General features: G+C 69.4%; 20 protein-coding genes. All 20 read right to left on the reverse strand.

The features are described 5' to 3' along the window. Positions 1-36 precede the first annotated feature (36 nt). Complete coding sequence (locus tag ABWO17_RS10650; protein WP_353118353.1) at positions 37-1,104, reverse strand: ketoacyl-ACP synthase III; 1,068 nt, start codon at positions 1,102-1,104, stop codon at positions 37-39. After that, on the reverse strand, positions 1,101-1,832 hold the full coding sequence (locus ABWO17_RS10655; RefSeq protein WP_353118355.1) for a hypothetical protein: 732 nt from the start codon (positions 1,830-1,832) through the stop codon (positions 1,101-1,103). Before ABWO17_RS10655 ends, ABWO17_RS10650 begins: the two co-directional genes overlap by 4 nt. Beyond that, the gene (locus ABWO17_RS10660) at positions 1,810-2,094 is read right to left on the reverse strand and encodes an acyl carrier protein (protein WP_353118357.1); all 285 of its coding nucleotides are present in this window, start codon (positions 2,092-2,094) and stop codon (positions 1,810-1,812) included. Before ABWO17_RS10660 ends, ABWO17_RS10655 begins: the two co-directional genes overlap by 23 nt. A gap of 1 nt (position 2,095) precedes the next feature. Beyond that, on the reverse strand, positions 2,096-3,649 hold the full coding sequence (locus ABWO17_RS10665; RefSeq protein WP_353118359.1) for an amino acid adenylation domain-containing protein: 1,554 nt from the start codon (positions 3,647-3,649) through the stop codon (positions 2,096-2,098). A 1-nt stretch (position 3,650) separates the two neighbouring features. Next, positions 3,651-4,394 carry a cephalosporin hydroxylase family protein gene (locus ABWO17_RS10670; RefSeq protein WP_353118361.1) on the reverse strand — a complete coding sequence of 248 codons (744 nt, stop codon included), beginning with the start codon at positions 4,392-4,394 and terminating at the stop codon, positions 3,651-3,653. A 15-nt stretch (positions 4,395-4,409) separates the two neighbouring features. Beyond that, on the reverse strand, positions 4,410-5,111 hold the full coding sequence (locus tag ABWO17_RS10675) for an LbetaH domain-containing protein (RefSeq protein WP_353118363.1): 702 nt from the start codon (positions 5,109-5,111) through the stop codon (positions 4,410-4,412). 34 nt (positions 5,112-5,145) lie between these two features. Then, on the reverse strand, positions 5,146-5,769 hold the full coding sequence (locus ABWO17_RS10680; protein ID WP_353118365.1) for a hypothetical protein: 624 nt from the start codon (positions 5,767-5,769) through the stop codon (positions 5,146-5,148). 51 nt (positions 5,770-5,820) lie between these two features. Beyond that, entirely contained in the window at positions 5,821-6,063 is a 243-nt protein-coding gene (locus tag ABWO17_RS10685) for a hypothetical protein (protein ID WP_353118367.1), read from the reverse strand. Between the two features lie 42 nt (positions 6,064-6,105). Then, positions 6,106-7,224: a DegT/DnrJ/EryC1/StrS family aminotransferase gene (locus ABWO17_RS10690; RefSeq protein WP_353118369.1), complete on the reverse strand. Its 1,119-nt coding sequence runs from the start codon at positions 7,222-7,224 to the stop codon at positions 6,106-6,108. Between the two features lie 13 nt (positions 7,225-7,237). Next, on the reverse strand, positions 7,238-8,479 hold the full coding sequence (locus tag ABWO17_RS10695; protein WP_353118371.1) for a methyltransferase domain-containing protein: 1,242 nt from the start codon (positions 8,477-8,479) through the stop codon (positions 7,238-7,240). 23 nt (positions 8,480-8,502) lie between these two features. Continuing rightward, the gene (locus ABWO17_RS10700) at positions 8,503-9,345 is read right to left on the reverse strand and encodes a glycosyltransferase family 2 protein (protein ID WP_353118373.1); all 843 of its coding nucleotides are present in this window, start codon (positions 9,343-9,345) and stop codon (positions 8,503-8,505) included. 342 nt (positions 9,346-9,687) lie between these two features. Next, positions 9,688-10,827, reverse strand: coding sequence for a class I SAM-dependent methyltransferase (locus tag ABWO17_RS10705; protein WP_353118375.1), 1,140 nt, complete (start codon positions 10,825-10,827; stop codon positions 9,688-9,690). Positions 10,828-10,920: 93 nt separating this feature from the next. After that, positions 10,921-12,405, reverse strand: a complete 1,485-nt coding sequence (locus ABWO17_RS10710; protein WP_353118377.1) for a radical SAM/SPASM domain-containing protein — start codon at positions 12,403-12,405, stop codon at positions 10,921-10,923. Next, positions 12,398-13,408, reverse strand: coding sequence for a glycosyltransferase family 2 protein (locus ABWO17_RS10715; RefSeq protein WP_353118379.1), 1,011 nt, complete (start codon positions 13,406-13,408; stop codon positions 12,398-12,400). Before ABWO17_RS10715 ends, ABWO17_RS10710 begins: the two co-directional genes overlap by 8 nt. Further along, the gene (locus tag ABWO17_RS10720) at positions 13,405-18,336 is read right to left on the reverse strand and encodes an FkbM family methyltransferase (protein WP_353118381.1); all 4,932 of its coding nucleotides are present in this window, start codon (positions 18,334-18,336) and stop codon (positions 13,405-13,407) included. The genes ABWO17_RS10715 and ABWO17_RS10720 overlap by 4 nt, the downstream gene beginning before the upstream one ends. Before the next feature lie 139 nt (positions 18,337-18,475). Next, positions 18,476-19,195 (reverse strand): TylF/MycF/NovP-related O-methyltransferase, encoded by a 720-nt coding sequence (locus ABWO17_RS10725; RefSeq protein ID WP_353118383.1) that lies wholly within the window; start codon positions 19,193-19,195, stop codon positions 18,476-18,478. Continuing rightward, positions 19,192-21,237, reverse strand: coding sequence for a cytidylyltransferase domain-containing protein (locus tag ABWO17_RS10730; protein WP_353118385.1), 2,046 nt, complete (start codon positions 21,235-21,237; stop codon positions 19,192-19,194). Before ABWO17_RS10730 ends, ABWO17_RS10725 begins: the two co-directional genes overlap by 4 nt. Next, entirely contained in the window at positions 21,234-22,433 is a 1,200-nt protein-coding gene (locus ABWO17_RS10735) for a glycosyltransferase (RefSeq protein WP_353118618.1), read from the reverse strand. Before ABWO17_RS10735 ends, ABWO17_RS10730 begins: the two co-directional genes overlap by 4 nt. Further along, on the reverse strand, positions 22,433-23,650 hold the full coding sequence (locus tag ABWO17_RS10740) for an N-acetylneuraminate synthase family protein (RefSeq protein WP_353118387.1): 1,218 nt from the start codon (positions 23,648-23,650) through the stop codon (positions 22,433-22,435). Before ABWO17_RS10740 ends, ABWO17_RS10735 begins: the two co-directional genes overlap by 1 nt. Further along, positions 23,647-24,351: a winged helix-turn-helix transcriptional regulator gene (locus ABWO17_RS10745; RefSeq protein ID WP_353118389.1), complete on the reverse strand. Its 705-nt coding sequence runs from the start codon at positions 24,349-24,351 to the stop codon at positions 23,647-23,649. The genes ABWO17_RS10740 and ABWO17_RS10745 overlap by 4 nt, the downstream gene beginning before the upstream one ends. Between the last annotated feature and the right edge of the window lie 485 nt (positions 24,352-24,836).

Raw genomic sequence — 24,836 nt, forward strand, 5'->3', positions numbered from 1 at the left:
TGTCCGTTCCGGAAGGGGAAATCCCGGATGCTTCGGTTACAGGTCGGTGTGCAGCAGCAGTCTGGGAATGTCCGGTGCCAGGACCGTGCTGGCCGCGCTCCACGAAAGGCCCACGCCGAACCCCGCGAAAACCACCCGGGCGTCCCTGCCTTCGGGCAGTCCGTCGGCGCTGGCGCAAACCAGCAGCGGGATGGAGGCCGAGCCGCAGTTGGCGAACCGGCCGATGATGTCGGGGGCCTTGCCCGCAGGAATGTTGGCGAGGCGTGTGATGCCCTCGTTGATCATCTTGTTGGCCTGGTGCAGGTAGAACATGTCCACCTCTTCACGCGTCAGCGACGCTTCCGTCAGCAGGGCGTCCACCACCTTGGGCACCACGGCATGGGCGAATGTGAAGACCTTGACGCCGTTCATCTGGAAGAACGGCGGAGCGTCGGACGGGCGATAGCCCCGTCCGGGCTGGGTGATGCTGCCCGCGCCCCCGCTGTCCGTGCCGAGGATGGCGCACAGCCCGGCGGCCCCCGGCGTGAATTCCAGCGCGGTGGCCGTGCCCGCGTCGCCAAGCAGCATGCGGCTCTTCAGGTCGTCGGGGGCGGTGGCCCGCGAGATGGTATCGCCTGTCAGCACCAGCGCCCTGCGCGGTCCGCCGCCCGAAAGCAGGGAGGACGCCAGCCACAGTCCGTGGGTGAAGGCGGTGCAGCCCATGAGGGCATCAAGGACGATGCACTGTTTTCCCAGCCCCAGGCGGTTGTGCAGCGCATAGCCCGAAGGGGGGATGATGTCGTCCGGCGTCACGCTGGAGAACAACAGCACGTCCACACTGTGCCTGTCCCACCCCAGGGTGTCGAGCAGCCTTTCGGCGGCGTGCGCGCACAGGTCGCCGGACGTGGTCGACGGCAGCGCCCGGTAATGGGCGGACGTTCCGGACATGGCGGCGGCGCGTTGCAGCGAGGCGCGTTCTTCGTCCGAGGGGCACTGCGCGAGAAGCATGTCCACGGTTTCAAGGGTGCCGGGCAGGGCCGCCGCCATCCCCGCGATGCGCACGTCGGGGATGCGTACGCGCCGTGATGCACTGGCGGCATCGTTGGGTGTGCCGGAATTGCTCATGTTGCCTCCTGTAACGAAAGATCCAGCGGGCCGTGCAGGGCCACGCACGCGGCGTACATGGCGGCGACATCGTCCGCGAACGCGGGCGTGCGCCAGGGGCGCTGCGTGAAGAGCAGGGAGTTGAACCGGGTCCTGAAGGCCGGAAATTCATCGTCGGACAAGGTGTCCACATGCTGCGGCAGGGCCATGCGCAGGTGCTTGAGCACGAGGTGCAGCAGCAGGAAGGAAAAGATCATTTCAGGGTACGCCAGCATGTCGCGCAGGGCGTCCTTCAGTGCGGGGCGGATGGCGTCCGCCTGTTCCCGGACCAGGGTGCAGCGGTGCGATGCTGCCGGGTGCCGGTAGAAGGCGTCGGCCAGCGAGCAGGCGTCGAAATCCGTGACGGTTCCGTGCAGGTCCACCACGGGAAGGTACGGGTATATCCTGCAAATCAGGGGTCGGGCCGCCCATGGCGTGCACAGCCCCTGGCGCTTGCAGCGCAGCAGGTGAACCGTCAGGGGCGAACCGTCGGGCAAGGTGAAGGCGTGGTGGCTGACCTGCGCCGTGCCCTCCGGCCCGGCCAGCGCGGCGTAATGCCCGTATTCCTGCGCAAGGAAGGGCACCACCACGCTGCCGCCGGAATTCAACTGCGTGAAATTGGCGCAACAGTACCCGCCGCACGTCTTCCAGCAGTCCGGCGCCTCCACGAAGGGCGTGGCGTAGAAGTCACTCCAGGGCAGGCGCGCCATCGGGCTTCTCCGTGCTGGACCGGCCAAGCAGTTCGGCCAGGCTGCCGACTTGAAGGAAGGTTTCCGGCTCCGCGCCGGAAAGGTCGATGGCAAGGGCGAGGCGCTTTTCCAGTTCGGTGACCAGCAAAACGAAGTCGAAGGAATCGAACCCCGCCTCCAGCAGGTTGGTGCGCGCGTCGAGCGTGACGGAGAGCCCCTTTTCGCTGGCGACGGACGTCATGATGTCGATGATGGTGTTCTGGATGACGGCGGGGGCGTTCATGTCAGGCTCCGATCCGCGCCCGTATGGCGGGCCGGTCCGTTTTGCCGTTGGCGTTGACGGGAAAGTCGGCGAAGGGCACGAACCGCGCGGGCACCATGTAGTCCGGCAGCAGTGCCTGGCACCGCTGCCGCGCCCGTTCCGGCGGGATGTCGCCGATGATGGCGGCCACCAGCGAACTGACGGCCCCGGACGCATCGGTCACGGGCAGCACCACGGCCTCGCGGATACCCTCCACGCGGGACAGGGCGTGCTCTATTTCGGCCAGTTCCACGCGGTGCCCGCGCAGTTTGACCTGCGAGTCCCTGCGGCCGCTGAAGACAAGTTCGCCCTCGGCATCCATCAGGGCCAGGTCGCCGGTACGGTACCAGCGCAGGCCCTGCGCGTCGGTGACGAACGCCTGGCCGGTTCGCTGCGGATCGTGCAGATAACCTGCCGCAATCTGGCTGCCGCCAAGCCACAGCTCGCCCACCTGGCCGTCGGCCACGGGCAGGCCCGCCTCGTCGCGGATGCTGGCCCGCTGCGGGGCGAACGCCAGGCCAATGGGCACAAGACCGTTGCGGCAGCGCGCGGGCGACGTTTCAGGGTTCCAGGTGTGCTGCGTGATGGCGATGGTGGCTTCGGTGGGACCGTACAGGTTGACGACGTCCGAGCCGGGTGCGGCATGCGCCCACTGCGCGGCAATGGCGGCGGGCAGCGCCTCGCCGCAGAACAGCGAAAGGCGCAGCGAAGGGAAGGCCCCGGGGGGCAGCTGGCCGCACCGGGCCATGGTGGCGCCCACGGTGGGGACGGAGAACCACGCCGTCAGCCGGTGTCGGGTGATGAAGGAGCCGGGCAGCATGCGGTCCGCGCGTGAGGGGCAGCACAGGCAGGCCCCGGCCTGCCAGGTGGCGAACATGTCGTGCACGCTGAGGTCGAAGGTCAGCTCGAACATCTGCGAACAGCGGTCTGCGGGGGTCAGGGGCAGGGCTGCGCCGACGTGGTCGAAATATGCCCCGGCATTGGCATGCGAGATGGCGATGCCCTTGGGCGTGCCGGTGCTGCCGGAGGTGAACATGACGTACGCGGGCTGGTGCGCCTGCACCGGTTCCGGCTCGTCGGGCAGGCTGGCGGCCATGCGCCGCAGCGCGGCGGAGTCCGGGTCGCACGGGCGCAGCAGGGCGCTGGCGTTGCCGGGGGCCGTCAGCACGAGGGGGCATCCCAGTTCGTCGGCCAGTGCCCGGGCGGCTGCGGCCGAGGTCTGGTCGCAGACGACGGCGCGGGCCTCGCCCGCACGGGCGATGGCCGCGTTGCGCGCGGCGGGATAGGCGGGGTTGAGCGGAATGTAGGCATGCCCGGCGGCCAGGACGCCGAGTATCCCCGCGCAGGCGTGCAGACCCACCGGGGCAAGCACCGCCACGTGGCTACCCGGCGGCAGGTGCGACAGCCCGGCCCGTGCCAGTTGCGCCGCCTCGTGAAGCTCCGCATAGGAGTGGCGGGCGTCGCCGGCCGCAAGGGCGCAGGCGGAAGGATGGCGCAGGGCCGAGGCAAGAAAGCGCCGGGCAAGATTCGTCGTCATGTCACTTCACCCGCTTCAGGTATCCGCCGGGTGCCTCGCTGATGCCGAGGCGGGCGTCGATGGCGGCGTCGACCTCGAAATCGTCACGGGTGGCAAGGAACGCGCGCACCGCCGTGAGAGGGTTGTCGTTCCTGTTCCATGGCCTGTCGGAGAAATCCGCATCGGAATGGGCGATGGCCGTGTCGAAGACCACGCAGTAGCTGCCGGGGGTAACCAGCGGCCCGTAGGCGCACAGTTCGGCCAGCACGTGGGCGTGGGTGTGGTTGGAATCAAGCAGCACCATGACCCGTTCGTGCCGTGCCGCGGCCTTGGCGGCTTCCGCCACCACGGCATCGTCGATGCTGGAGCCCTCGATCATGTCGATGCGGCGCGAGAGCGGGTGGTCGATGATGGCCTGCCGGTTGTGCGCCCTGATGTCGATGTCGATGCCCAGTACCCGCGCCCCGGCGGGGCCGCCGCACAAGGCGCACAGTTCGAGCAGCGAGGCCGAATAGATCAGCGACCCGCCGTGCGCGATGCCGGTTTCGATGATCAGGTCCGGGCGCACGGTCCACACCAGTTCCTGCACCATGACCATGTCCTGGGGAAACTGGATGATGGGGCGGCCCAGCCATTCGAAATGGTAGGTGTAGCGGAGCGTTTCGGCCTTGTTCATCCAGTCCTGCGAAAGCTGGCGGAACGAGGTGTCGGCGCCCTGGCGCGCGATTTCCGTGGCGCATTCCGCCTTGAACTTCCTGTACGGCATGTGCGTTCCTCGGAGTTAGCGTGAAAAGACGGGGCGTGCCGGGTTGCCGAGCACCGTGGTGCCCTCGGCCACGTCCTTCAGCACCACGCTGCCCAGCCCGATGGTTGCGTCATCCCCGATGGTCACGCCGGGCGGGATGATGGCGCCTGTCCATATGCCGACCCGCTGGCCGATGCGCGTATCCGCGAGGATGGTGGTGCGGGCGAAGATGGTGGCACAGGCCCCGCAGGTCACGTCCTCGCCCACGTAGGCGAAGGGGTAGATGGTGCAGAAATCGCCAAAGTCGTCGCCCGCGCTCAGCACCGCCTGCGGTCCCACCGTGCAGCCCGTGCCCAGCCGCACCGTGGGCGCGATCATGGCACTGGGGTGGACAAGCGTCAGGAAGGGCGCGCCCATGTCCAGCAGGGGGCGCAACAGGGTGGTCTTGTTTTCCGGCTTGCCCATGGCGGCGACGAACACGTCGCCGGGCTGCGGCGCGTATCCGTCGATGGGCAGGACGGGCAGGCCGCGGCCCGCCTCGCCAAGCTTGTCCAGCAGCGGCGCGGGGTCCTGCGCCACAAGGTTGTCCAGAAACCCGGCCACGGGCACCCTGGTGTCCTGATGGCGCTGGATGTCTTCCAGGTATCCGAAGAATACCCTGCCGAGTCCCGACGCGCCGACGATCCAGATGCGGCCGCAGCGGGGGTGATGCAACGAACTTGCTTCCTGCCAGTTCATGGACGGTCCTGTCGGTTGCTGCCCCGGCGGGGCGTTAGCGTATGTGCCCCACGGACGCGAACACCTGGCCGCAGGGAACGTCGTTGGCCAGCACCTTGGCGCGCAGCAGCCTGCCGCCGGGCAGCAGGGCGTCGCGCACGACCTTCAGCGGGGTGTCGGGGGCCGGAACGTCCATGGTCACGGCGGCCAGCAGCCATACCTCGCCCTCGCCCAGCGGTTTGCACTGCAGGCAGATGCGCCGGAACAGGCTGTCCGTCATGCGGATGGCCGGGAACGGCCACGCGCCGGTGAATGCCGCCTCGCCGGGGGTTTCGGCGATGGCGGCCATGGCGGTGGCCTCGGTGTCCTCGATGCGTTCCAGGGGCTGCACGGGGTCGAGGGCGCGGATGTTCATGAAGCCTTCGCCCTCCGCCCCCCGCCATTCAAGGGTGGCCACGGTGTCGTCCGTGGTCTGTGCCGCCCCGGCCGGGGCATCGTCGATGCGCAGCCGGTTGGTCAGGATGGGCTTTTGCAGCTTGAACGAGAACCAGGCGAGGCCCGGCAGGCCTGCGGTGGCCGCCTCGAACAGGGTGGAGGCGTGGATGTAGGCGCGCGCCCCCAGAAAGGGAATGGTGATGGTCCTGGTGGACGTGGCGGACATGTTGGACATGTTGGACATGGCGTGCTCCTCGCGTGGCGGGGTTGCGCGTCGGGCGGATGCGGCGGGCCGCTACCTGTCCGTCAGCAGTGAGATGAGCTTCGACACCTTGAAGTAGCCCTCGTTCACGAGGTCCGCGTCCTCGGGCACGCTGATGCCGCACTTGGAGTCGATGTCCATGATCAGCAGCAGGCAGTCGAGCGAGTCGAGTATCTTTGCCTCGAGCATGTCCGTATCCACGGTCACGGTCACCTCGCGGTTCTTGATCGCCGTGAGGGACTCGTTAATTATCCTGAGCGCTTCCTGCGTATCCATAAAAGGCTCCTGCGTCGAGAAGTTGCACGGTGCGCGTCCGGCTCAGTCGCCGGCGCAAAGGTCAAGGATGACTCCGGCGACACGTCCCATGTCCGCGTCCGTCATGTCGTGATAGCTCGGCAGGTTCACCGCGCGCCCGGCAATGGAGTAGCTGTTGGCGTTGCCGTGTCCGGGGGTGAAGTCGGCCTGGCCCGAAAGGGGGTGAAAGAAGCTGCGCCCGTCTATGTCCGCCTGGGCGAACCGCTCCAGCACGGCGGCCTGGGTGACGCCCGTCTCCGGCGCAAAGACCACGGTGGGCATCCAGTAGCTGTTGGTGGTTCCGGCGGGTTCCGGGTTCATGGTGATGAGCCCCGCCCCGCGTGGGGCCGCCAGCAGCCGGGCATACGTCTTGAAAATCTCGCGCTTGCGGCGCAGCAGTTCCGGCAGGCGGGCCAGTTGGGCACGGCCCAACGCAGCCTGGATGTTGGACATCTTGTACTTGAAGCCGAGGGCGCTGGCCCAGAACTGGCGTGCATCGCCCGGTTGGCGTCCATGGTTGGCCAGCATGGATGCCCGCGCGTACAGGTCCGCGTCGCTGGTCACCAGCATGCCGCCTTCGCCAGTGGTCATCACCTTGGTGCCGTGGAACGAGAACACGCCGACGATGCCCCGTGCGCCCGCGTGCACCGTGCCCCAGCACGATCCCAGCGCCTCGGCGGCGTCCTCGACCAGCCAGAGGCCGTGGCGGCGGGCGATGCCCTCCAGCCGGTCCAGGTCGCACAGGTTGCCGTACAGGTGCACGGCGATGATGGCGCGCGTGCGCGGGGTGACGGCGGCCTCGACCCGGTCGGGGTCCAGGCACCACGTGTCGGGCAGGATGTCCACGAAGACCGGGGTGGCTCCAAGATGGCACACCGGCGCCACCGAGGCGATCCAGTTGGTGTCCGCGATGATCACTTCGTCGCCCGGCCCCACGCCCAGTGCCGCGAGGGCAAGGTGCAGGGCGCCGGTGGCGCTGGATGTGGCAAGGCCATGGCGCGCGCCGAGATACGCCGCGAACTCCGCCTCGAAGCGGACGAGGTCGGCATAGCAGTCCGGCCCCCAGCCCGTTGAGACGGCCTGGTGCACCGCGCGGACTTCCGCGTCGGTGATGGACGGCTTGGCGTACAGGATGCGCTGCATGGACGTGCCCCGGTTACCAGACGGTAAGGCTGGGTATGGCGGTGACGAACTGCCCGCCCCACTCGCGGATGTAGGCAAGCTGCTGCGATATTTCGTCCTTTAGGTTCCAGGGCAAGACCAGCACGTAGTCCGGTTTTTCGGCGCGGATGCGGTCTTCCGTCACCACGGGGATGCGGCTGCCCGGAAGGTACTTGCCCTGCTTCACCGGCGAGGCGTCCGCCACGTAGGAAACCAGGTTGCTCTTGACGCCCGCGTAGTTGAGCAGCGTGTTGCCCTTGGCGGCGGCACCGTATGCGCCCACGGACTTGCCCTGGCGCGCCGCCTCGATGAGGAACTGCATGAGGGCGAATGCCGTCATGTCGATCTTTTTCTGGAAATCCGCATAGTACGGCAGGGTGTGCATGCCCGTGTCGCGCTCCAGGGCAAGGTAGCGCATTTCGTTTCCGGTGGATTCATGGCTGCCTCCCGCGCGGCAGGCGAAGATGCGCAACGAGCCGCCGTGGGTGGGCAGTTCCTCCACGTCGAAGATGCGCAGGCCGTGCGTGCGCAGTATCTGCGATACACTGGTGACGGTGTAGTAGAAGTAGTGCTCGTGGTAGATGGTGTCGAACTGCACGTCCTCCACGAGCCGCTTGAGGTACGGGAACTCCATGGTGACGACGCCGTCCGGCTTCAGCAGGATGGCGAGCCCCGACACGAAGTCGTTGATGTTCGGAATGTGCGCGAACACGTTGATGCCGCAGATGAGGTCGGCGTGCCTGCCCGCGCGGGCAAGGTTTGCCGCGAGGGTGCTGGTGAAGAAGTCGGTGATGGTCGGTATGCCCTTGGTCTGGGCCACGCTGGCTGCACCGGACGAGGGATCGACGCCGAGCACGGGAATGCCCAGTTGCACCGCGTGCTGCAACAGGTATCCGTCGTTGGACCCCACCTCGATGATGCGCGACTTGGGGCCGAGCCCGAACCGTTCCGCCATCATGACCACGTACTGCCGGGCATGCTCGACCCACGAGCGGGAGTACGAGGAGTAGTAGGCGTAGTCGTGGTTGAAGATGTCCTGCGGGCGCTTGTAGTGGGGGCCCTGGACGAGCATGCACGTCGTGCAGACGTATGCCCGCAAGGGGTAGTACTGCTCGGGGAGGGCGCACTGCTCCTTCGTGAGGAAGGCGTTCGACGGGGGTGACGTTCCGAGGTCCGCGAAGACCTCCGTCAGGCTCGACCCGCAGAACAGGCAGGTTTCGGTGGCGTGTGTGTGCATGTGCCCTCCCTCATGTACCGAAGTTACACGGAAAGATGTTGGGCCGTGAGATACTTTTTGGCGAACGCGAGCTTCAGTTGCTGTTTCTGGACAATGGAGATGTCGAGTTCCTTCAGCAGTTCGGCCATGGCAAGAAATTCATGCTGCCGGACGAATACCGAGGGGTCGTCCACGTCTATCTTCAGTTTGCACGATTCCTTGAACCGACGGATGCGTTCCTTGGCGTTTTCCTTCGGCCTGGGGTTTCTGCGGACGTACATGCTTTCCGGAGTGTGCCGGAAGGTGCCGTGCAACAGAATGCTGCCCAGAAAGAACAGGTCGGAGGGGTTGTGCGGTTCGTGCTTCATGGCCGCCAGGGCAAGATCGCGGCGGATCAGCCCGTATACCATGGAACCGTCCGTCAGGTGCTGGGCCAGCGTCAGAAGCCGGTCCAGGCCGTTGGCAGAGGTCAGGCCGCGCTTGTCGGGGAAGGAGTAGCGGGACTTGACGGTGCCGTCGTCGAGAAAGTGCACCGCATCGGTGTAGGCAAGAACCACGTCGTCGGATTGTTCGAAGCAGGCGTGCAGGTGCGCCAGGTGACCTTCGGGCAGCAGGTCGTGCGCGCCAAGCCACATGAACAGGTCTTCCGTCGCATTGTCGATGCACGTCATGAAATTGTACCGTGCCCCCTTGTTCTCGGGGGTGGTGAACAGCTTCACGTTGGCGTGCGCCTGTGCGAACTCGCGGCATATTTCCGTCGAACCGTCCGTGGAACCGTTGTCGGAAACGATGATCTCGCTGGCGCCCTGCGCCAGGGCGCTGCCCAGCGTGTGCCTGATGTAGTTCGCCTCGTTGTAGACCGGAATGCCGATTGTCGCGTGTATCATGTGCGTACCATGCGGTGGCGGAATGTCGGGACCTGGTTTCCACGTCCCGGAGCGTGGCGTGGGTGATGCGCGCCCAGTGGTTGTGGCTCGGCGGAATCAGAAGGCCGTCTGCCCTGGGGTGCCTATGTGAGGGTGTGTAAAGCAAGTTTCGTTCCACATTGAAGGGTGGCGCGTGGCCATCCAACATGCCGTGATGCATGAACTACCGGAACGGAAAGCGGGCGGATCATTGTGACGGGCAGCAAACGGGGCGGCGCGGGAAGCGCGGCAGGACGGGAAAATCTTGCTTGCGTCAGAATTTGGACATGCGCGGGTCACGGGAGATGCCCCGCAGTTTCGGCCCTACCCCTTTCGCGCATCGAACACGCCGATGTAGTGGGGGCCGCGCCCCCCGCGCGAACAGGCGTCGATGTAGGCGCACGACGCGGCAATGGTAGCGTCGAACAGGGGGACCAGTTCCGGCATGCGGCACACCTCGCCGATGTAGGCGCGGGTGGTGTCGTGGAAGAACGTGGGCGGCAGGGGCGATTCGCCGTGCAGGTATTTCAGCGAGGCCAGGGTGGTGTTGGCGTAGACCGTGGTGTCGAAGCCGTGCGCCCGGCAGCGCGCGGCGATTTCCACGGGGTGGAACAGGTGCTTGTCTTCCGCCGTGCTCTTGTCGATGTCCTGTCGGCAGTAGAATTCCACCATGCGCCGGAACAGGTCCACAAGTTCCAGTTGGCGCGGTGTCACCTCCACCCCGCGCGCGGCGGCCAGTTCCGGCATCTGGGCCACCAGCACGCCCATCAGCAGCAGGGCCTCGCGGCAGGGTTCCTCGAACACCAGGTGCCCACCCGGGCGCAGTACGCGCGCCGCCTGGGCCAGAAAGGCGTCCACGTCGGCCACGTGATGCAGGGTGGCGCGCATGGCGATGCACGACAGGCTGGCATCGGGGATTTCCTGCATGGCGTCGCCGGACAGGATGCCCAGCCGGACGGCGCCGGGACCGAACGTGTCGGGGCCGAACGTGTCGGGACCGGGCATGTCGGGGCAGCCCATGCGGGGGGCGGCATGGACGCTTTCGTCCGCCTGCCACGCCACGCCGTGGGCATGCAGCCGATCTCCCAGAATGCGCAGGAACCCCGGCGAGGTATCGGTCAGCAGCAGCAGCGGAAAGGGATTGTCCACCGCAAGGCCAAGGCTCAGGTAGCCGAAGCCGCAGCCTATCTCCAGCGCCGGGGCGGACATGTCCGCGCCCGTGGCCCGCAGCAGGGCCGCCAGCCCCTGCCCGGCGTCCAGCGGGGCGGGGTCTTCGCCGTGGTGGGCGGTGTAGGCGGACTCGTCGTGGAAGAACGGGCGGGCATCGCCCAGCAGCAGCACGCCGTCCTGGGTGCGTTGGCCAGCCAGCCATTCACGGAAGGGACGGGCGGCGTCGGCTGACGCATCAGGAAATGCATCAGCGGGGGCGGCGGGGGATTCGGCGGAGCGGGCGTCGCTCGTCATGGTGTCGTTCCGGGGGCTGCAATGCCGTGTCATGCGGGCATCTCCTGCGCGCGGGGTGTGCGGAAGGGGTGAAAGGCCGGGATGCGGGGTGCTTCAGGCATGCCCGCGTTCCAGAACGTCGGCGCAGCGGGCCAGTGCCGGATCGGGATGGATGGCCGCCAGCGCGCGCAGCCGGGCCAGCGCGTCCGGGTCCGCTGGCAGGGCGCGGGCCTCTGGCCTGTGCAGGGCGGCCAGTTCCACGGGCAACCTGCGCTGGTCGGCGGGCAGGAAGAATGCGTCCGGCGCGGCGGCCAGGATGCGCACCACCCAATCCGGGGCGTTGCGCAGGATGGCGCGCACCTTCTGCACGAATTGCAGTTCCTGCGCCACGGGCAGGGGGCAGCGGTCGCATACCGTGCCCGCCGTGCCGCCGGTGCCGGAAGGATTCTTGCTCCCGCCGTCCGGTGCGCCGTCTCGGGTGTCCCCTCCGCACGCCGCAAAGGCCGCGCGCGAGCGGAGAAAGGCCGGGGCGTTCCATGCCGCGCTAAAATCGGGGTGCGCATCCAGCCGGGTGAAATCGTCGTCGGCATCGGTGGCCACGCAGCACGGGCCGAACGCGCCGTCCGGATAGATCATGCCGCTGTAGTACAGCCAGTCGCAGCGGCGGTGGGTACTGCCCTTTCCGTCGATTCCGCCCGTTCTCTCCACTCCGCCAACCGGGTCCGTTCCCGTGCCCGCCGCCGTATCCACCGGGGTGGGCGCGGGCGGCATGCCGTCGGCCACTAGCCGTTGCACCAGCGTCTCGCGGCGGGCCAGCCCCGCCTCGTACGCCGGGCCGGAAATGGGCCGCTCCGGCATGGGGGCGGTCATGGGGTGCACTCCCTGCTCGCCGGGGTCGCCGGGCGGCAGGGCGTAGCCGGGAAAGAATTCCAGCAGGTCCAGCCCCATGTCCTCGGCCATGGCGCGGGCCGCGTCCACCTCGTGCTGGTTGTGGGCGAACAGCAGAAAGCGCCATTCCAGCAGGGGAAATTGCAGCCCCATTTCCCGCTTGCGCCGGGCCAGTGCCGCAAGGTTGTCCATGACCAGCGCGAAGTCGCCCCCGCGCCGATATTGGGCATAGGTGGCCGCGCTGGCCCCGTCCACGGATGCGCTGAGCATGCCGAGGCCGGAGCGCAGCAGGGCCTCTTGCCGGGCCGGTGTCAGGGGCACGCTGAGGTTGGTGGACACCACGGTGAAGGCCTCTTCCCCGGCGGTGCGGGCCAGGTGTTCGTGCAGGCGCGGGTGCAGCAGCGGTTCTCCGGCGCTGAAGTACCAGGCCAGGAACAGGTCCGGGGCCACGTCCGCAGCCAGCCGCTCGTGCAGGGCCGCATCCATCAGGGATGGCTTGCGGCGGATGGTGCCATTGCCCACGGCGCAATACGGGCAGTGCAGCTGGCACAGGGTGGCGCAGTCCACGGTGAGGTCGAAGGGGTGGTGCGTTACCTGCGCGGCCCCGGCGCGGCGGGCGCGCAGGGCCAGCAGGAAGTTGGCGTACTTGCGCGTTTCACGCCGGGGGTCGCGCACGCGGGGCAGGATGTGCGGCAGGGCCAGGTCACCCACGGCGGGCCTCCCCGGCATCGCGCGCTGTGGCGCCGTTTCCTCCGGCGAAATAGCTGCGCTCCTCGTCGGTAAGCACCACGCGTTCGGCCACCGGAGGCGGGCCATCGGCGACCGGCATGCCGTCCGGGGCGCCCGTGCTCACCATTTCCTCGCGCCAGACGCCGGGCCGCGCCGGTTCCCGCTCGCGCGCCATCAGCACCAGCCGCTTGGAATGTTCCAGCAGCCGGGCAAAGCGCCCCGGCGCGTGCAGGCCGTTTTCGCGCCCGTCATGGCTGCGGACGGAATACAGGGTTTGCGGCACGTGGACGAAGCGCGCCCCGCCCAGGGCAAAGCGCAGGAAGCATTCGTGGTCGTCGGCGTCGGCGGTTTCGTCAAAGGGGCCGAAGCGGTCATGCAGGGCGCGGCGGTACAGTTTGGCTACCCCGCACAGGTACCAGTTGCGGAACGAGGCATCGAAGGAATGCTCCGGCAGGCGGAATTCGCGCAGGATGCGCAGGTCGTCGTCCACCACGAACATGTCGGCGTAAGCGAAGTCGGCCACGTCATCCAGCAGTGGCCGGGCCAGTGTGGAAAACAGTTGCGGGTGGCAGATGTCGTCCGCCGGGACGAAGGTGCAGTAGTCGCCCGTGCAGTGGGCCAGGCCCCGGTTGTAGTTGGCCGTGGAGCCGCCGTTGGCCTCGGCCCGCAGGAACACGATGCGGCGGCCCGTGCGTGCGTAGCGGGGGTGCACGGCGCGCTCGATGACGTCCGCCGCAGCGTCGTAGCGGCAGGCGTACGAAGCGGTGGCCCCGGCCACGTCACGCAGGAAGCGCCGGATCACCGCCACGGAATCGTCGGTGGAGGCGTCGTCGGTGATGACGATTTCCAGGTTGGGGTAGTCCTGGAACATCAGCGCATCGAGGCAGGCCCCGATGTACCGGCCATGGTTGTAGCTGGGCACCACCACCGAGATCAGTGGATGGCCGGAGCGCGCGGCGGCGCGGGGGTGTTGGTCCGTGCTCATGGGTGCTCCGTTGCGGGCGTTGCCGCGTCGTTCCCGGTGTTCCCCCCGGTGTGTTCGGCCCCCGGGATTCCGTAGTAACTGGCCCGGAACGGCGCGGGGTAGTCACCGGCGTTCAGGATGGCCTGCGCCAGCCCCGGCGGTGGCGAAACGGGCGTGCAGGCCAGCAGGGCGGCGTTGATGGCCGCCGGGTCGCGCAGCAGGTCCACCGGCAGGCGCAGGCCGTAATCCCACGCGGCCATGCGTTCGGCGGGGGCGCCCAGGTCGAAGGCGACGGGATACAGCCCGGCCAGCACCGCCTCGGACAGGGTGTAGGAATACGTTTCCGGCCACACGGCGGGCAGGAAGGCCAGGTGGTAGCCGCCGTGGCCGTTTCCCGGCGTCGCGTTCGCCCTGCTTCCGTCCGCCCTGCTTCCGTCTGCCGAACCGAGCAGGTCGGGCAATTCTTTTTCGTCATAGCGGCCCGTGACGGTCACCCCAAGCTGGCGCAATGTTTCGTCGCGGTCGGTGTAGCCCACCACGGTGAAGTGCAGGGGCAGCCCCGCCTCGCGGGCGTGGCGGGCGCAGGCTTCCAGCACGTGCGATCCCTTGTGCGGGCCGATGGCCCCGATCACCGCCACCCGCAACACGTCGTCGGACTTGCGGGGCGCGGCGGCGGGGGCGTCCCCGTGCCGGGCCATGCCCGCACGGGCGAGGGGTGACGTTTCCGGGTGGGGCCGCACGGTGATGCGCGCCGCGCAGCCGGGAAAGTGGCTGGCCAGCCGCCGCGCCGTGTCGTTGCTGGGCGTGAAGACCCTGCGCGCGCCCTCCAGCAGCGTTGCCCATGCCGCGCGCCAGCGCACGATGTCCGTGTTGCCGAGCTGGGGCGTTTCCGCCGCGATGCATGCCCCGCAGCGCCACGGCGCGCCGTGCGCCCTCCCTTCGTCCCCGTCCAGCGCCGTGGGGCAGGGGTAGCCGTCCGGTCCGATGCAGGTGATGCGCGGGCATAGGGCGGACAGGTCGTGTGCGGTGACGTCGCAGGGAATTTCCAGCAGCCGGGCCACAAGGGGCAGCAGTTCCGGCGCGGCATGGGGGTAGCCCGCCAGGTTGTGCACGTGGATGTGGGTCACGCGCAGTTCGGCCAGCACTTCCAGCAGCGCGCCGAAGTCGGGTGGCAGGTCGAAGGCCAGATTGGGCAGGTGCAGGGGACCGGTCCCGCAGGCGGGACCAGCGCCGCAGGCAGGACCAGCATCGCAGATAGGGGCGGACCCGCAGGCGGGCAGGTTCAGGGTCCACACGCATCCCGCGTCGTTGGAGCGCGGACGCAGCACCAGCGCGGGCGTGCCTTCCGCCGCCAGCCGGGCGCACAGGTCCCGCACGTGGCGTTCGGTGCCGCCGCCCCAGTTGTGGGTGACCATCAGCACCGGACGGGCCGCATCGGTGCCCGGCGTGTGCGCCGTACTGTGGTCAGACGCGTGCGTCGTGCCGGGAAAGCGCCGCGCCAGTTCGCCGCGCAGCCGGGCCAGGTCCAGCGCCCGGCGGGCCGGGCGGGCCGGGTCCGCCGCGCAGTGGGCGGCCACGGTGCGCAGATAATCGGGGTACATCCGCTGGATGGTCGCGAAGGCGGCTTCCTTGAGCGGGGCGGCACCCTCGCCGAAGGACATCTCGCCCGCGTGGCGCACGAAGACGTCGGCGGCCAGCAGATGGCGCCAGCCCAGCGCGGCGGCGCGCATGCAGAAGTCGTTTTCCTCGCCGTAGCCCCGGCCAAAGGTGGCCTCGTCGAAGGGGCCGGTTTCCGACAGGCAGGCCCGGCGGATCAGCATGCAGAAGCCCACCGCCGTGGGAATGTCCACGGCCACCCCGGCGTTGACCGTGGCGGCCAGCGCGTCCAGCCTGGCGCTGCCCAGTTCCAGCCCGGCGCGGTTGTCGCGCTCGGTCACCGGGTAGCTGCAAATGGTGGCGTTGTTGGACAGCGGGGTGACGCTGCCCGCGTCGGGCCGGGCGGACAGGTGCGCGGCCATGCGCCCCAGCCAACCGGGAAAGACCAGGGTGTCGGAGTTCAGCAGCACCACGTCGCGCTCGGGGTGCAGCACCATGCCCGCGTTGACCGAGGCCACGAAGCCCCGGTTGGCCGGGTGCTCCAGCAGTTCCATCAGCCCAAGCCCGGCCAGGCGGCGCAGGGCTGCCGCCAACTCCGGTTCCGGGCTGGCGTCGTTGACCACCACCACGTGGGCGCGGGGGGCGGCGGCGTCTGCCGGTTCAAGGTCCGCGCGCAGTATGGAGTGCAGGCAGGCCAGGGTCTGGTCTGTTCCCGCGTACACCGGCACGATGACGTCGATGACCGGGCGCTGCGGCGCGCCGTCTGGTACATCGGACAACGCGGCCCGGCGTGCGGCCAGTTCGGTCCATGCGGTTCCATCTGCAATGGCGGGCGGCGCGGGCCACGGCTCGCGGGTGTCCGGCTCGATGATGGATGGCCGTTCCGGGGCGGTGGCGTCCAGCGCGGCCAGCAGGCGGGCGCGGGCGTCTTCCGTGACTGACGGAGCTGTCGGGGCTGTCGGGGCAGTCGCCGTTGTGCCCTCCATCCCCGCCGTCCCGGCCAGCAGGGCTTCTGCCGCGCTGGTCGCCGTGCGCAGGGTGGTGATGCGCCCGTGCTGGCGACCGGAGCGGGCATTGGCCGCCACGCAGTGTTCCTCGGCCCGCTTGCGGCGCAGGTCGGACAGGGCCAGGTCCAGCCGCGTGGCAGCGGGGATGCGTTCTTCCGGCTGGCCGTAGGCGCGGGTTTCCAACAGGGCGCGGGCGAGATGGGCGGGGTCGCGGATTTCCGTGCCGCAGGGCGCGGGCAGGCTGCCGTCTTCCAACCGCTCGCGCGGGATGCACAGCAGCGCGCCTTCTTCCGCCGCGCCGAACACGTTGCGGCTGGCCCCCCGGAAATTGGCCGGGTTGAAGGCGGGCAGGCGCAGGTGGAACACCGCGTAGCCCCAGGCCAGCGCCTGACGCGCGCAGGGCCAGGCCCGCGAAAAGCCGGGGCATTCCAGATGCAGCACCGGGCGGCAGGCCCGGATGGTGTCCGCCGCCCCGCGCAGGATGGCGGCCTCGTCCCCTTCGGCGTCAACTTTGATGAGATCCAGCCGTCCGCCGGTACCCGGCCTTTCCGGGGGGGGCAGATGCAGCCCCAGTCCGTCGATGGTCAGCAGGGGGATTTCGTCCGTGGTGCGGGCCGGGTCCTGCGGCGCGCCGTCCGCAGCCAGCAGGCGCACCGCGCCCAGATTCTGTCCTTCCGGCGCGGCAATGCGCGGCACCCGCGCCGTGCCCGTGTGGCCTGCCGCCCCGGCCCGTACCGGCGTGACCACGTCCGCAAGGCCGTTCACGTCCACGGTGCGTTGCAGCAAGGCGAACACCTCTGCCTGCGGTTCCAGCGCGGTGACATGCCCGCCTGACCCGCTGCCCCCGACCATGCGGGCAAAGGCCACGGCGTGGGTGCCCACGTTGGAGCCAATATCCAGCACCCGCCCTCCCGCTGGCACGTAGGGGGCCAGCGCGTCCAGTTCCGCCTGCGCCCACTCGCCGTAGATGGCCAGGGCCATGCCCACCGGGCCGTCGAAGTCGAAATGATGGATGATGCCCTGGCGGCAGGGGGTGGCCATGACGTGATCTTCGAGGTGCGGGGGCAGGTCGCCGGTCAGGACAGTTGCTGCCGGGGCGGCGCTGGTGGCCACGTCGGCTCCCACCGCAGCCATGCCCCGGCCTTTGGCCCGCTCGTCCCCGCCTTCCCCACCATCCGCCGCGTCGTCGTACAGGAACAGTTCCAGCGGCCCCACGGTGAACAGGTCGCCCTCCCGCTCCGAAGGGTCGAACCGGACGGAGCGCAGCACCGTCTCGCCGCGCATGGCCGTTTCCACGTCGGCGCGGGTGAAGCCGTTCATGTGCGGCACGGAATGCAGGGTGCGGTCGGCGTACACGGCCCCGCTTTCCTCCAGCCGGAAATAGGCCTTGGCGAAGTTGTGCTCGCGGAATTCGGAGAGGTTGGCCGAGCGCACGTTGACCATGGCGATGCGCCCCACGGCCACGTCCGGCAGGCGGTAGGTGATGCCGGGGTCGCCGGTGGTGGCGCGGAACACTGGCTGGATGGCGTCCAGGTGTTCACGGTCCGGGCCGCCGTCGAGCCCGGCAGGCAGCGCGGTATCCGGGGCGCCGCCCGCCACGGGTACGGCGTTGGCGATGCGTTCCGGCCACACCAGCAGGTGGCGCAGGGGGCGCGCCTTGCGCAGTTCCGCAGCGAAGGAGATGCCCGATTCATCGCGCAGGTTGATGTTGCACAGTCTGGGATCGTCCGACGCGGCGCAGGGGGTGCGCCGCGCGGTGAACCCGCATTCCTCCGCCGCCCGGCGCAGGCTGGTGAAGTCGTGCAGCCAGCGGTGGCCGCCCATGCGCAGGCCGGTGTTCACGGCGTCCATGCCGTTGCGGCAGCGCATCACGTCGGCGAAATAGTCGCCGCTGCCCACAAGCACCGCCGGGTCGAAGCGCTGGCCGTAGGTCCACAGCTGGCCGATGTCCGGGGTGAGCAGCCGGGCCACGCCGCCTGGGCGCAGCAGCACGTTCATGGAACACAGGATGTACAGTTGTTCGGTGAGATAGAAATGCTCGATGACGTCTTCCGCGTAGAAGGCGGCCACCTGCCCGGCAAGGCGGCGCGGCCACACGTCCAGCAGGCGGCATTCGCGCACCCGCGCGTCGTGGGGCAGGAAGTCCAGGTTCACGAAGCCGTCCAGCACCGCGCCGCCGCAGCCCAGATGCACGTAGGCCCCCGTGGCGTCCGCGCCCTGCCAGTCGTCGTGCGCCCAGGCGAACCACGCGGCCAGCCGGGGGTTGCAGCGGGACAGACCCGCCATGTCGGGAAGGGCGAGGGCGGGGGGCGTGTCGGTCATGGTGGTGTCAGTCGGGCTGGTCATGTGGGGCGGTGTCCTGCAGGTGCGGGCGGTTATGTGCGGCGGCGGGGTGGCGCGCGGGGTCCGGGTCCGGTCTGGTCCGGTCTGGTTCAATCGGGTTCGGTTTCGTTCGATCGGGGCCGGGCGGAGTCCGGGGCCGCGTTCAGGCGCGGGGCTTCACGCCCATGCGGCCCGTGTAGTCTGTCCGGGCCAGCAGCGGCGGGGTGGCCCCGGCGCGGGCCAGGTCCGCGAAATAGGCGTCCACGGCGCGGCCCACGCCGGGAAAGTGGCCGTAGTCGTCGATGCACAGCACCCCGCCCGGCGACAGGCGCGGGTAGAGGTGGGTCAGTTCGTGGCGCACCGAGTCCGCATCGTCGGTATCCAGATGCAGCAGGGCGATGGCGTCCGGCAGGGGGCCGCCGGGAATGGTGGCCTGCACCGGGCCGCGCAGCACGTGCAGCCGCTGCGCCGGGTAGCTGGTGCGGGCAAAGTTGGCCATGGCTGCGGGCAGCACGTCGTCCTTAGGAAAGGCTTGCAGGGTTTCTCCGGTGATGGAGGCTTCCTCCACCCCGTCGGGAAAGCCCCGGAAGGTGTCACACCAGAAAAGGTCGCGGTCCGTTTGCCCTGGCTGGCACAATTGGGCCAGCACGGCGGCGCAGAAGCAGGCCGAGCCGCCCCGGTACACCCCGCATTCCAGCAGCGCGCCGGGAACGCCGATGGCCGTGATGTGGCGCAAGGCCAGGTACAGGGCGTGGAACCGCTCCACCGACAGCAGCGAATCGTCGCGCCACGCGAAGTAGGCGTCCCAGAACAGCGCGTCGGTGATGTCGGGGTAGCGGGGGCGCGGGTCTCCCCGTTCGGAGTTGATGGAGGCGGCGTTCACGGGGCGTTTCCTGTGGCGGCTTGGGGGGTGATGTCGGGGTGCCCGTCGTGGGCGGCCAGGGCCATGCCCCGTGCGGCGTCCAGGCGCGAGGCCACCAGGGTGGCTTGCGCCCGTCCGATGGGGATGGGGCGGTAGGGCAGGCTGGCGGATTCGCCGGGGGGGGGATTGTGCGGACCGGGGGCGCCATCGGCGGCGCGTTCCGGTGTGCTTCCTGTCGTGCTGTCCCCCGCAGGCAGCAGGGTCAACGCGCCGTCGCGGCACCATGCCCCGGGCAGATCCTGTCGCCGGGCGGGCACCCCCGGCGCGGAAAGCACGGAGCCTGCCGCGTCCACCCGCTTGAGGTGCGCGGGGTGCACCGGCGCGGGCGATACGGAGCACGCGGGCAGGCCGCATCCCGCGTTTGCGGGGGCAAGGAATGTGGTGACGAAGGCGCGCAGGGTGGCCGCATCCAGCAGGGCGGCCCGTCCGTCGATGCACAGGATGTCCCGCCCGGAAAATTCGGGCGCGGCGGTGGAAATGTCAGGTCGAATCGCGTAGCCTGCCGCAAGGTCGCCCGCGTTCAGCAGCGGCACCGTCCACGCGGCGCGGCGGCGGGCAAGAAATTCCGGCAGGGGCAGCAGGTCCAGCCCGTAGCGGCGAGCCACGGTGCGGGCCATGGCCCCTTCGCCGCACACGGCCAGCGGCACGTGGGGCAGGGCGGTGCGCACCGCGTCCAGCACCCGGCACGGCGCGGGTATGCCTGCGATGTGCAGGTACGGGCCGTCCGGTGAGTCCGGTTCCTCCCCGCCGTCCGGCACGCCGGGTGACTCCTGTCCTTCGGGCGGCAGCACCACCACGCAGGCAAGGTTGGCAGGGTCCGCCATGCTCTCCATGCCGGGGGAGGCAGGCACAGCAGGCACGCCGGGCCGGGCGTCGGCCTCGTGGTTTCGGGAGACGGGGTGCGCGCCGTCGTATGCGGCCACATCCGCCGGGGTGCACGCCGGAAACGGGTCATCCCCGTCCAGCAGCAGGCGGCACGTGGCGAGATCCCACGGCTCGTCGATGTCCACGCCCTGCCGGGCGGACAGCACGTGGGCCAGGGGTTCCGCCGGGGGCGCGGGAATGTCGGTCATGTGCTGCCGAAACCACGGCTGCACATGGTAGTACGGGCGGTTGCAGGTGATGGAAAACGCGCCGCATTGCAGCAACCGTTCGCCGTCCGGGTGGTCATGGTCCGGGGCGTGACGCTCCGTACCATCGTCTGCCTCCGCGTTCTGCCCACCGTTCAGCGGACGGAAATCCGGGGTCAGGAATTCCAGCGACACGGCGGGCAGCCGGGCCACGGTCTGGAGCGAGGGGCGGTTGGCAGCCGCCAGCCGGTCCACGGCGCGCCGCATCTCGTCCGGGTGCAGGCAGGGGTGGGTGGCCGAAACGGACAGCAGAAAGTCGGGCACGCGCCGTTCCACTAGCAGCATCCACACCTGTGCGTAGACCCATGCATCCAGCGGTGACGCTTCGTCCGTGGCCAGTTCCGCCGGGCGCAGGAAGGGCACGTCCGCCCCGGCATCTCGGGCCGCCGCCGCGATGTCCGGGCAGTCGGTGTTGACCATGACCCGCGTGACGGACGCCACAGAGCGGCAGGCCGCCACGGCCCGCGCGATGAGCGGCACGCCGCTCACCATCCGCAGCGCCTTGCGGGGCACCCCGCGCGAGCCGCCGCGCGCGGCAATGACGGCCACCACGTCCCAATCCGCGCGCGGGATGTTCACGTCGCGCCGGGCAGGGTCGCGCAGGCGCTGGTGACGCACCTGTCCGCAATGCATGATCCAGTCGTACAGGCTGGACGAGGGCAGGCCGTGGGCCAGCACCCGGCGTACGGCGCTGTCCGCGCGGCCCAGCCATGATTCGGTCACGGCCAGCACGCACTGCTCGGCGGGCATGATGGCCGGGTCGGGTAAATGGGGAAAACAAGGTACATGAGAAAGGCTGGGCAGGGGGGACAGGCCGGGCGCGCCCGAAGCATGGCCGGGCTGCGCGGGCGAAAGAGGGTGCGGCGCGTTCATGCCCGGTCTCCCTGGTTTCCCCGGTTTCCAAGGTCGGCCCAGTCCGTCCTGTCCGTCCCGACCGCCCGGTCCCCCAAAACGGGCGCGGTTCCCTGTGCCATCTCGCGCCGTGCCGCATGCACCACATCCGGCAGGGTGACGGCAAAAAAACGTGCCGCCGGACCGTCCAGCGCAAGGTCCAGCTGCCGCCAGTCGCGGGCGGCGGCCACGGGGTCGCGGGCCAGTGCTGCGTAGGCAGCGCCGTATGCGGCGGCAATGCGTTCCGGCTGCCAGTGGGCTTCCATCCACGCGCGCGCGGCGTGGCCCACCTCTTGCGCGTCCGCAGGATGGTCAAGCAAGTGGCCCAGCACGTGGGCCGCATCCTCCAGCCGCACGTCGACGAACGGGCAGGCATCGGTTTCCGCCATGCGCGCCAGCACCCGGCGGCAGCGGCCATCCAGATGGGCCAGCACCGGCTTGCCCTGGGCCAGTCCTTCCAGCCCGGTCAGGTGGCAACTGCCCGTGACCAGGTCGTCCACCACGATGCGGGACAGCCGTTTGGCGGCAAGGGTGGCGGCCAGCGGGGTCTTGTGCATCAGGTGCCAGCTTGCCCCGCGCGGCAGGCAGGCGGAGCGCACGGCGGCCTCGGCCTCTGGCCGGGCCTTGGTGTTCCAGCGGTCGGCCCAGGCCGAATGCAGCCGGGTGGGCGACAGGAACACGTCGTGGCGCAACGGGCCGTGCAGGGCCGGGTCGTGCGGCAGGTGGTCCGCGTCGTGAATGGGCAGGGGATTGGGCACCACCCGCGCGCGGGGGTAGCAGCGTTCCTGAAACTGGCCCACCACCAGCGCGGGGATGGGCTGGGCCAGCAGCGCGGCGGGGGTGATGCCCATGCGGCCCGCCACCAGCCCCGGTTCGCTGTGGAACTGGCGGAGGACGAGCGTGCCCTTATCCGCCAGCGCCCGGAAATCGATGGGGGCAAAGTGGCGCGAATCCAGGTCCAGATAGTTGTGAACGTGGAGAATGTCGGCGTGTTCCGCCAGTTCGCGGGCGAGATCCGGCGTTTCGTCGAACACCACGTCCTGCCCGAAGTCCTCGCTGCCGTAGCGTGTCAGGTCCACCAGCCGGGCCGTGCAGCCGGGCAGGTGGGCGTTCAGCGCCCGGACGAGCCGCAGCGGCGCGCCCGCCAGCGGGGTGATGGCGAAATGGACGACGCGCATCACGCGGCCCCGGTCCTGGTCCGGACCCCGGAATCGGTCGGAGAATCCGTGGGGGAACCGGCTGCGGGATTCGGCGCCGTCCTGCTGCTGTCCATGGTGCCGTCCTCTTCGTCCGTATCCCCCGTCTGCACCGGCATGGCCAGCATGGCGGGCAAAAGCTGCCCGTCGCGCGGCAGGTCCACGGTCAGGGAATTGCCGATCACCGCGTCCCACAGTTCCGGCGACAGGCCGTCGCCGGGGCTTTTCACGGTAAGGTCGTCCGGCATTAGCACCGTGCCCGCCGGAAGATTGCGCGCGGCCACCAGGCTTTTGCGCAGCTTTACGGCCATGGCCGCCTCGTGCGGGGTGACGCGCTTTTCGGTCACGCCCATGGCCCGCTCCACCTCGCGGATCATGCGGACCATGCAGGCAAGGTCGTCCGGCTCCAGCGAGGCCTGATGGTCGGTGCCGCGCTGGGTGCGGTCGAGGGTGAAGTGGCGTTCCACCAGGCACGCCCCGCGCGCCACGGCAGCCACGCTGGGGCCGATGCCCCGCTCGTGGCCGGAATAGCCCACGGGCAGGCCATAGCGCAGGGCCAGTTGGTCCATCACCGGCAGGGCGATGTCCGCCTCGTCGCAGGGGTAGCTGGAGTTGCAGTGCAGCACCACCACGCCGCCGTGCCCGGTGGAAAGTTCGGCCACGGCCCGGTCCACCTGCGCAAGGGTGCTCATGCCCGTGGACAGCACCACCGGCAGGTTCAGCGCGGCCATCCGGCGCAACATGGGTACGTTGACCACGTCGGCGGAGCAGACCTTCAGCAGTTCCACCTTCAGGTCGGCCAGCACGGCAAGGCTGGGCGCATCCCAGGCAGAGGCGAAGAAGACCATGCCCAGCGATTCGGCCAGTTGCTTCAGTTCCGCGAACTGGGCGGCGGAAAGTTCCAGCGCGTCGCGGTGTTCGCCGTAGGTGGCCCCGAAGCTGTTGGGGCCGCCATAGGCGGCGCGGGCACCTTCGGTGGTGAGCAGGGCGGAGGTGTCGCGCTTCTGGAATTTCACGGCGTCCGCCCCGGCGCGGGCGGCTTCGCGCACCATGCGCCGGGCGGTGTCCATGTCGCCCTGATGGTTGTTGCCCACCTCGGCCACGATGAAGCACGGGCAGCCGGGGCCGATGCGCCTGCCGGAGGCCAGGGTGATGCAGGGGGCGGCGGTGCCGCCCGCAATGTTGGTGGATGCGTTCATAGCAGCACGACGACCTCCCGCGCCGATTCCGGCATGCCGGGCATGGCCAGCAGCTGTTGCTGGATGGCGCGCTGGTGCGCGAACGAGGACACCACCACCGCGTCCACGGCCAGCAGGCCGGGTTCGGTCAGCAGGGCCGCCGGGGGCTGCACGGTGTGCCCGTGGAAGGGGGTGCCGTGCTTGGCGGCATCGTTGTCCACCACCAGGGTTACCTCGAAGGGGGTGCCTTCCAGCGCCGCCAGCACCACTTCGCCCGTTTCGGCGGCGCCGAACAGGGCCAGACGCAGCGTGCCCAGACGCAGCGGGCCAGCAGGTTGGGGCGGCAGGCCGGGTTCGGGGGCCGGGGCGGATATCCTGCCCCGCCGTTCCGCCAGCGGTTCCAGCCGGCGCCGCACCAGTTCCTTGATGGAGGCAAACCCCCGCACCATCTCGGCGCAGTACTGTTCCATCATGTTGCGCCGCGCCTCCTGCCCCTTGTCGGTAAGGCGGTAGGCAAAGCTTTTGCGGTTCACCGGGGCGAACTGGACCATGCCCTCTCTGTGCAACTCCGCCAGGTACTGGTTGACCATGGCGCTGCTGGTGCGGCTGAACCGAGCCAGTTGGGTCTGGCTGAGCCGTTCGTTTTCGGTCAGCGCCTGCACCACGGACAGCAGGCGCAGCTTCTTGGACGGACGGATGTAGTCCTTGCCCTGGAAGAACATGAGGCCCCCGGAAAATCGTTCAGTATGTTTATGATCGATTTTCGCAGGCTGGCGGGGTTGTGTCAAGCATGGTGCGGAAAATTCATGGCTGGCGCGGTCTGGCGGGCAAAGGGCCGTGTCCGCGCGGGGTTGGCGTGGGGGGGCACGGGAGGGCACCCGGGGATGCCGGGCGCAAAGGGCAGGGGGCACGGGGAAGGGGTGTCGTCACCGTGTCGTCCCGGAGTTGTGGCAACACGGACATGCATGCGGAATGTTGCCGGGTGCATTGCCCTTGCGGATGCGGCCCGCGCCGATGTCGTCCGCCCGTGCGGGGGCGGCAGGGCACGGCACCACCGTTGCATGCGCGCGGGGCGGCGGCGGATTCTGCCGCCTGCCCCCCCGCCCCGGCCATCGCCTTGTTTACGGCGGTTATCCTTGACGCATGGCGGCTTCCGGGGCAGTGCTCATGAACGCGCGGCGCACGGGCATGGGCCCGCTCGGGGGAG

The organism is Nitratidesulfovibrio sp. (genome assembly GCF_040373385.1).
Taxonomy (GTDB): Bacteria; Desulfobacterota; Desulfovibrionia; order Desulfovibrionales; family Desulfovibrionaceae; genus Cupidesulfovibrio.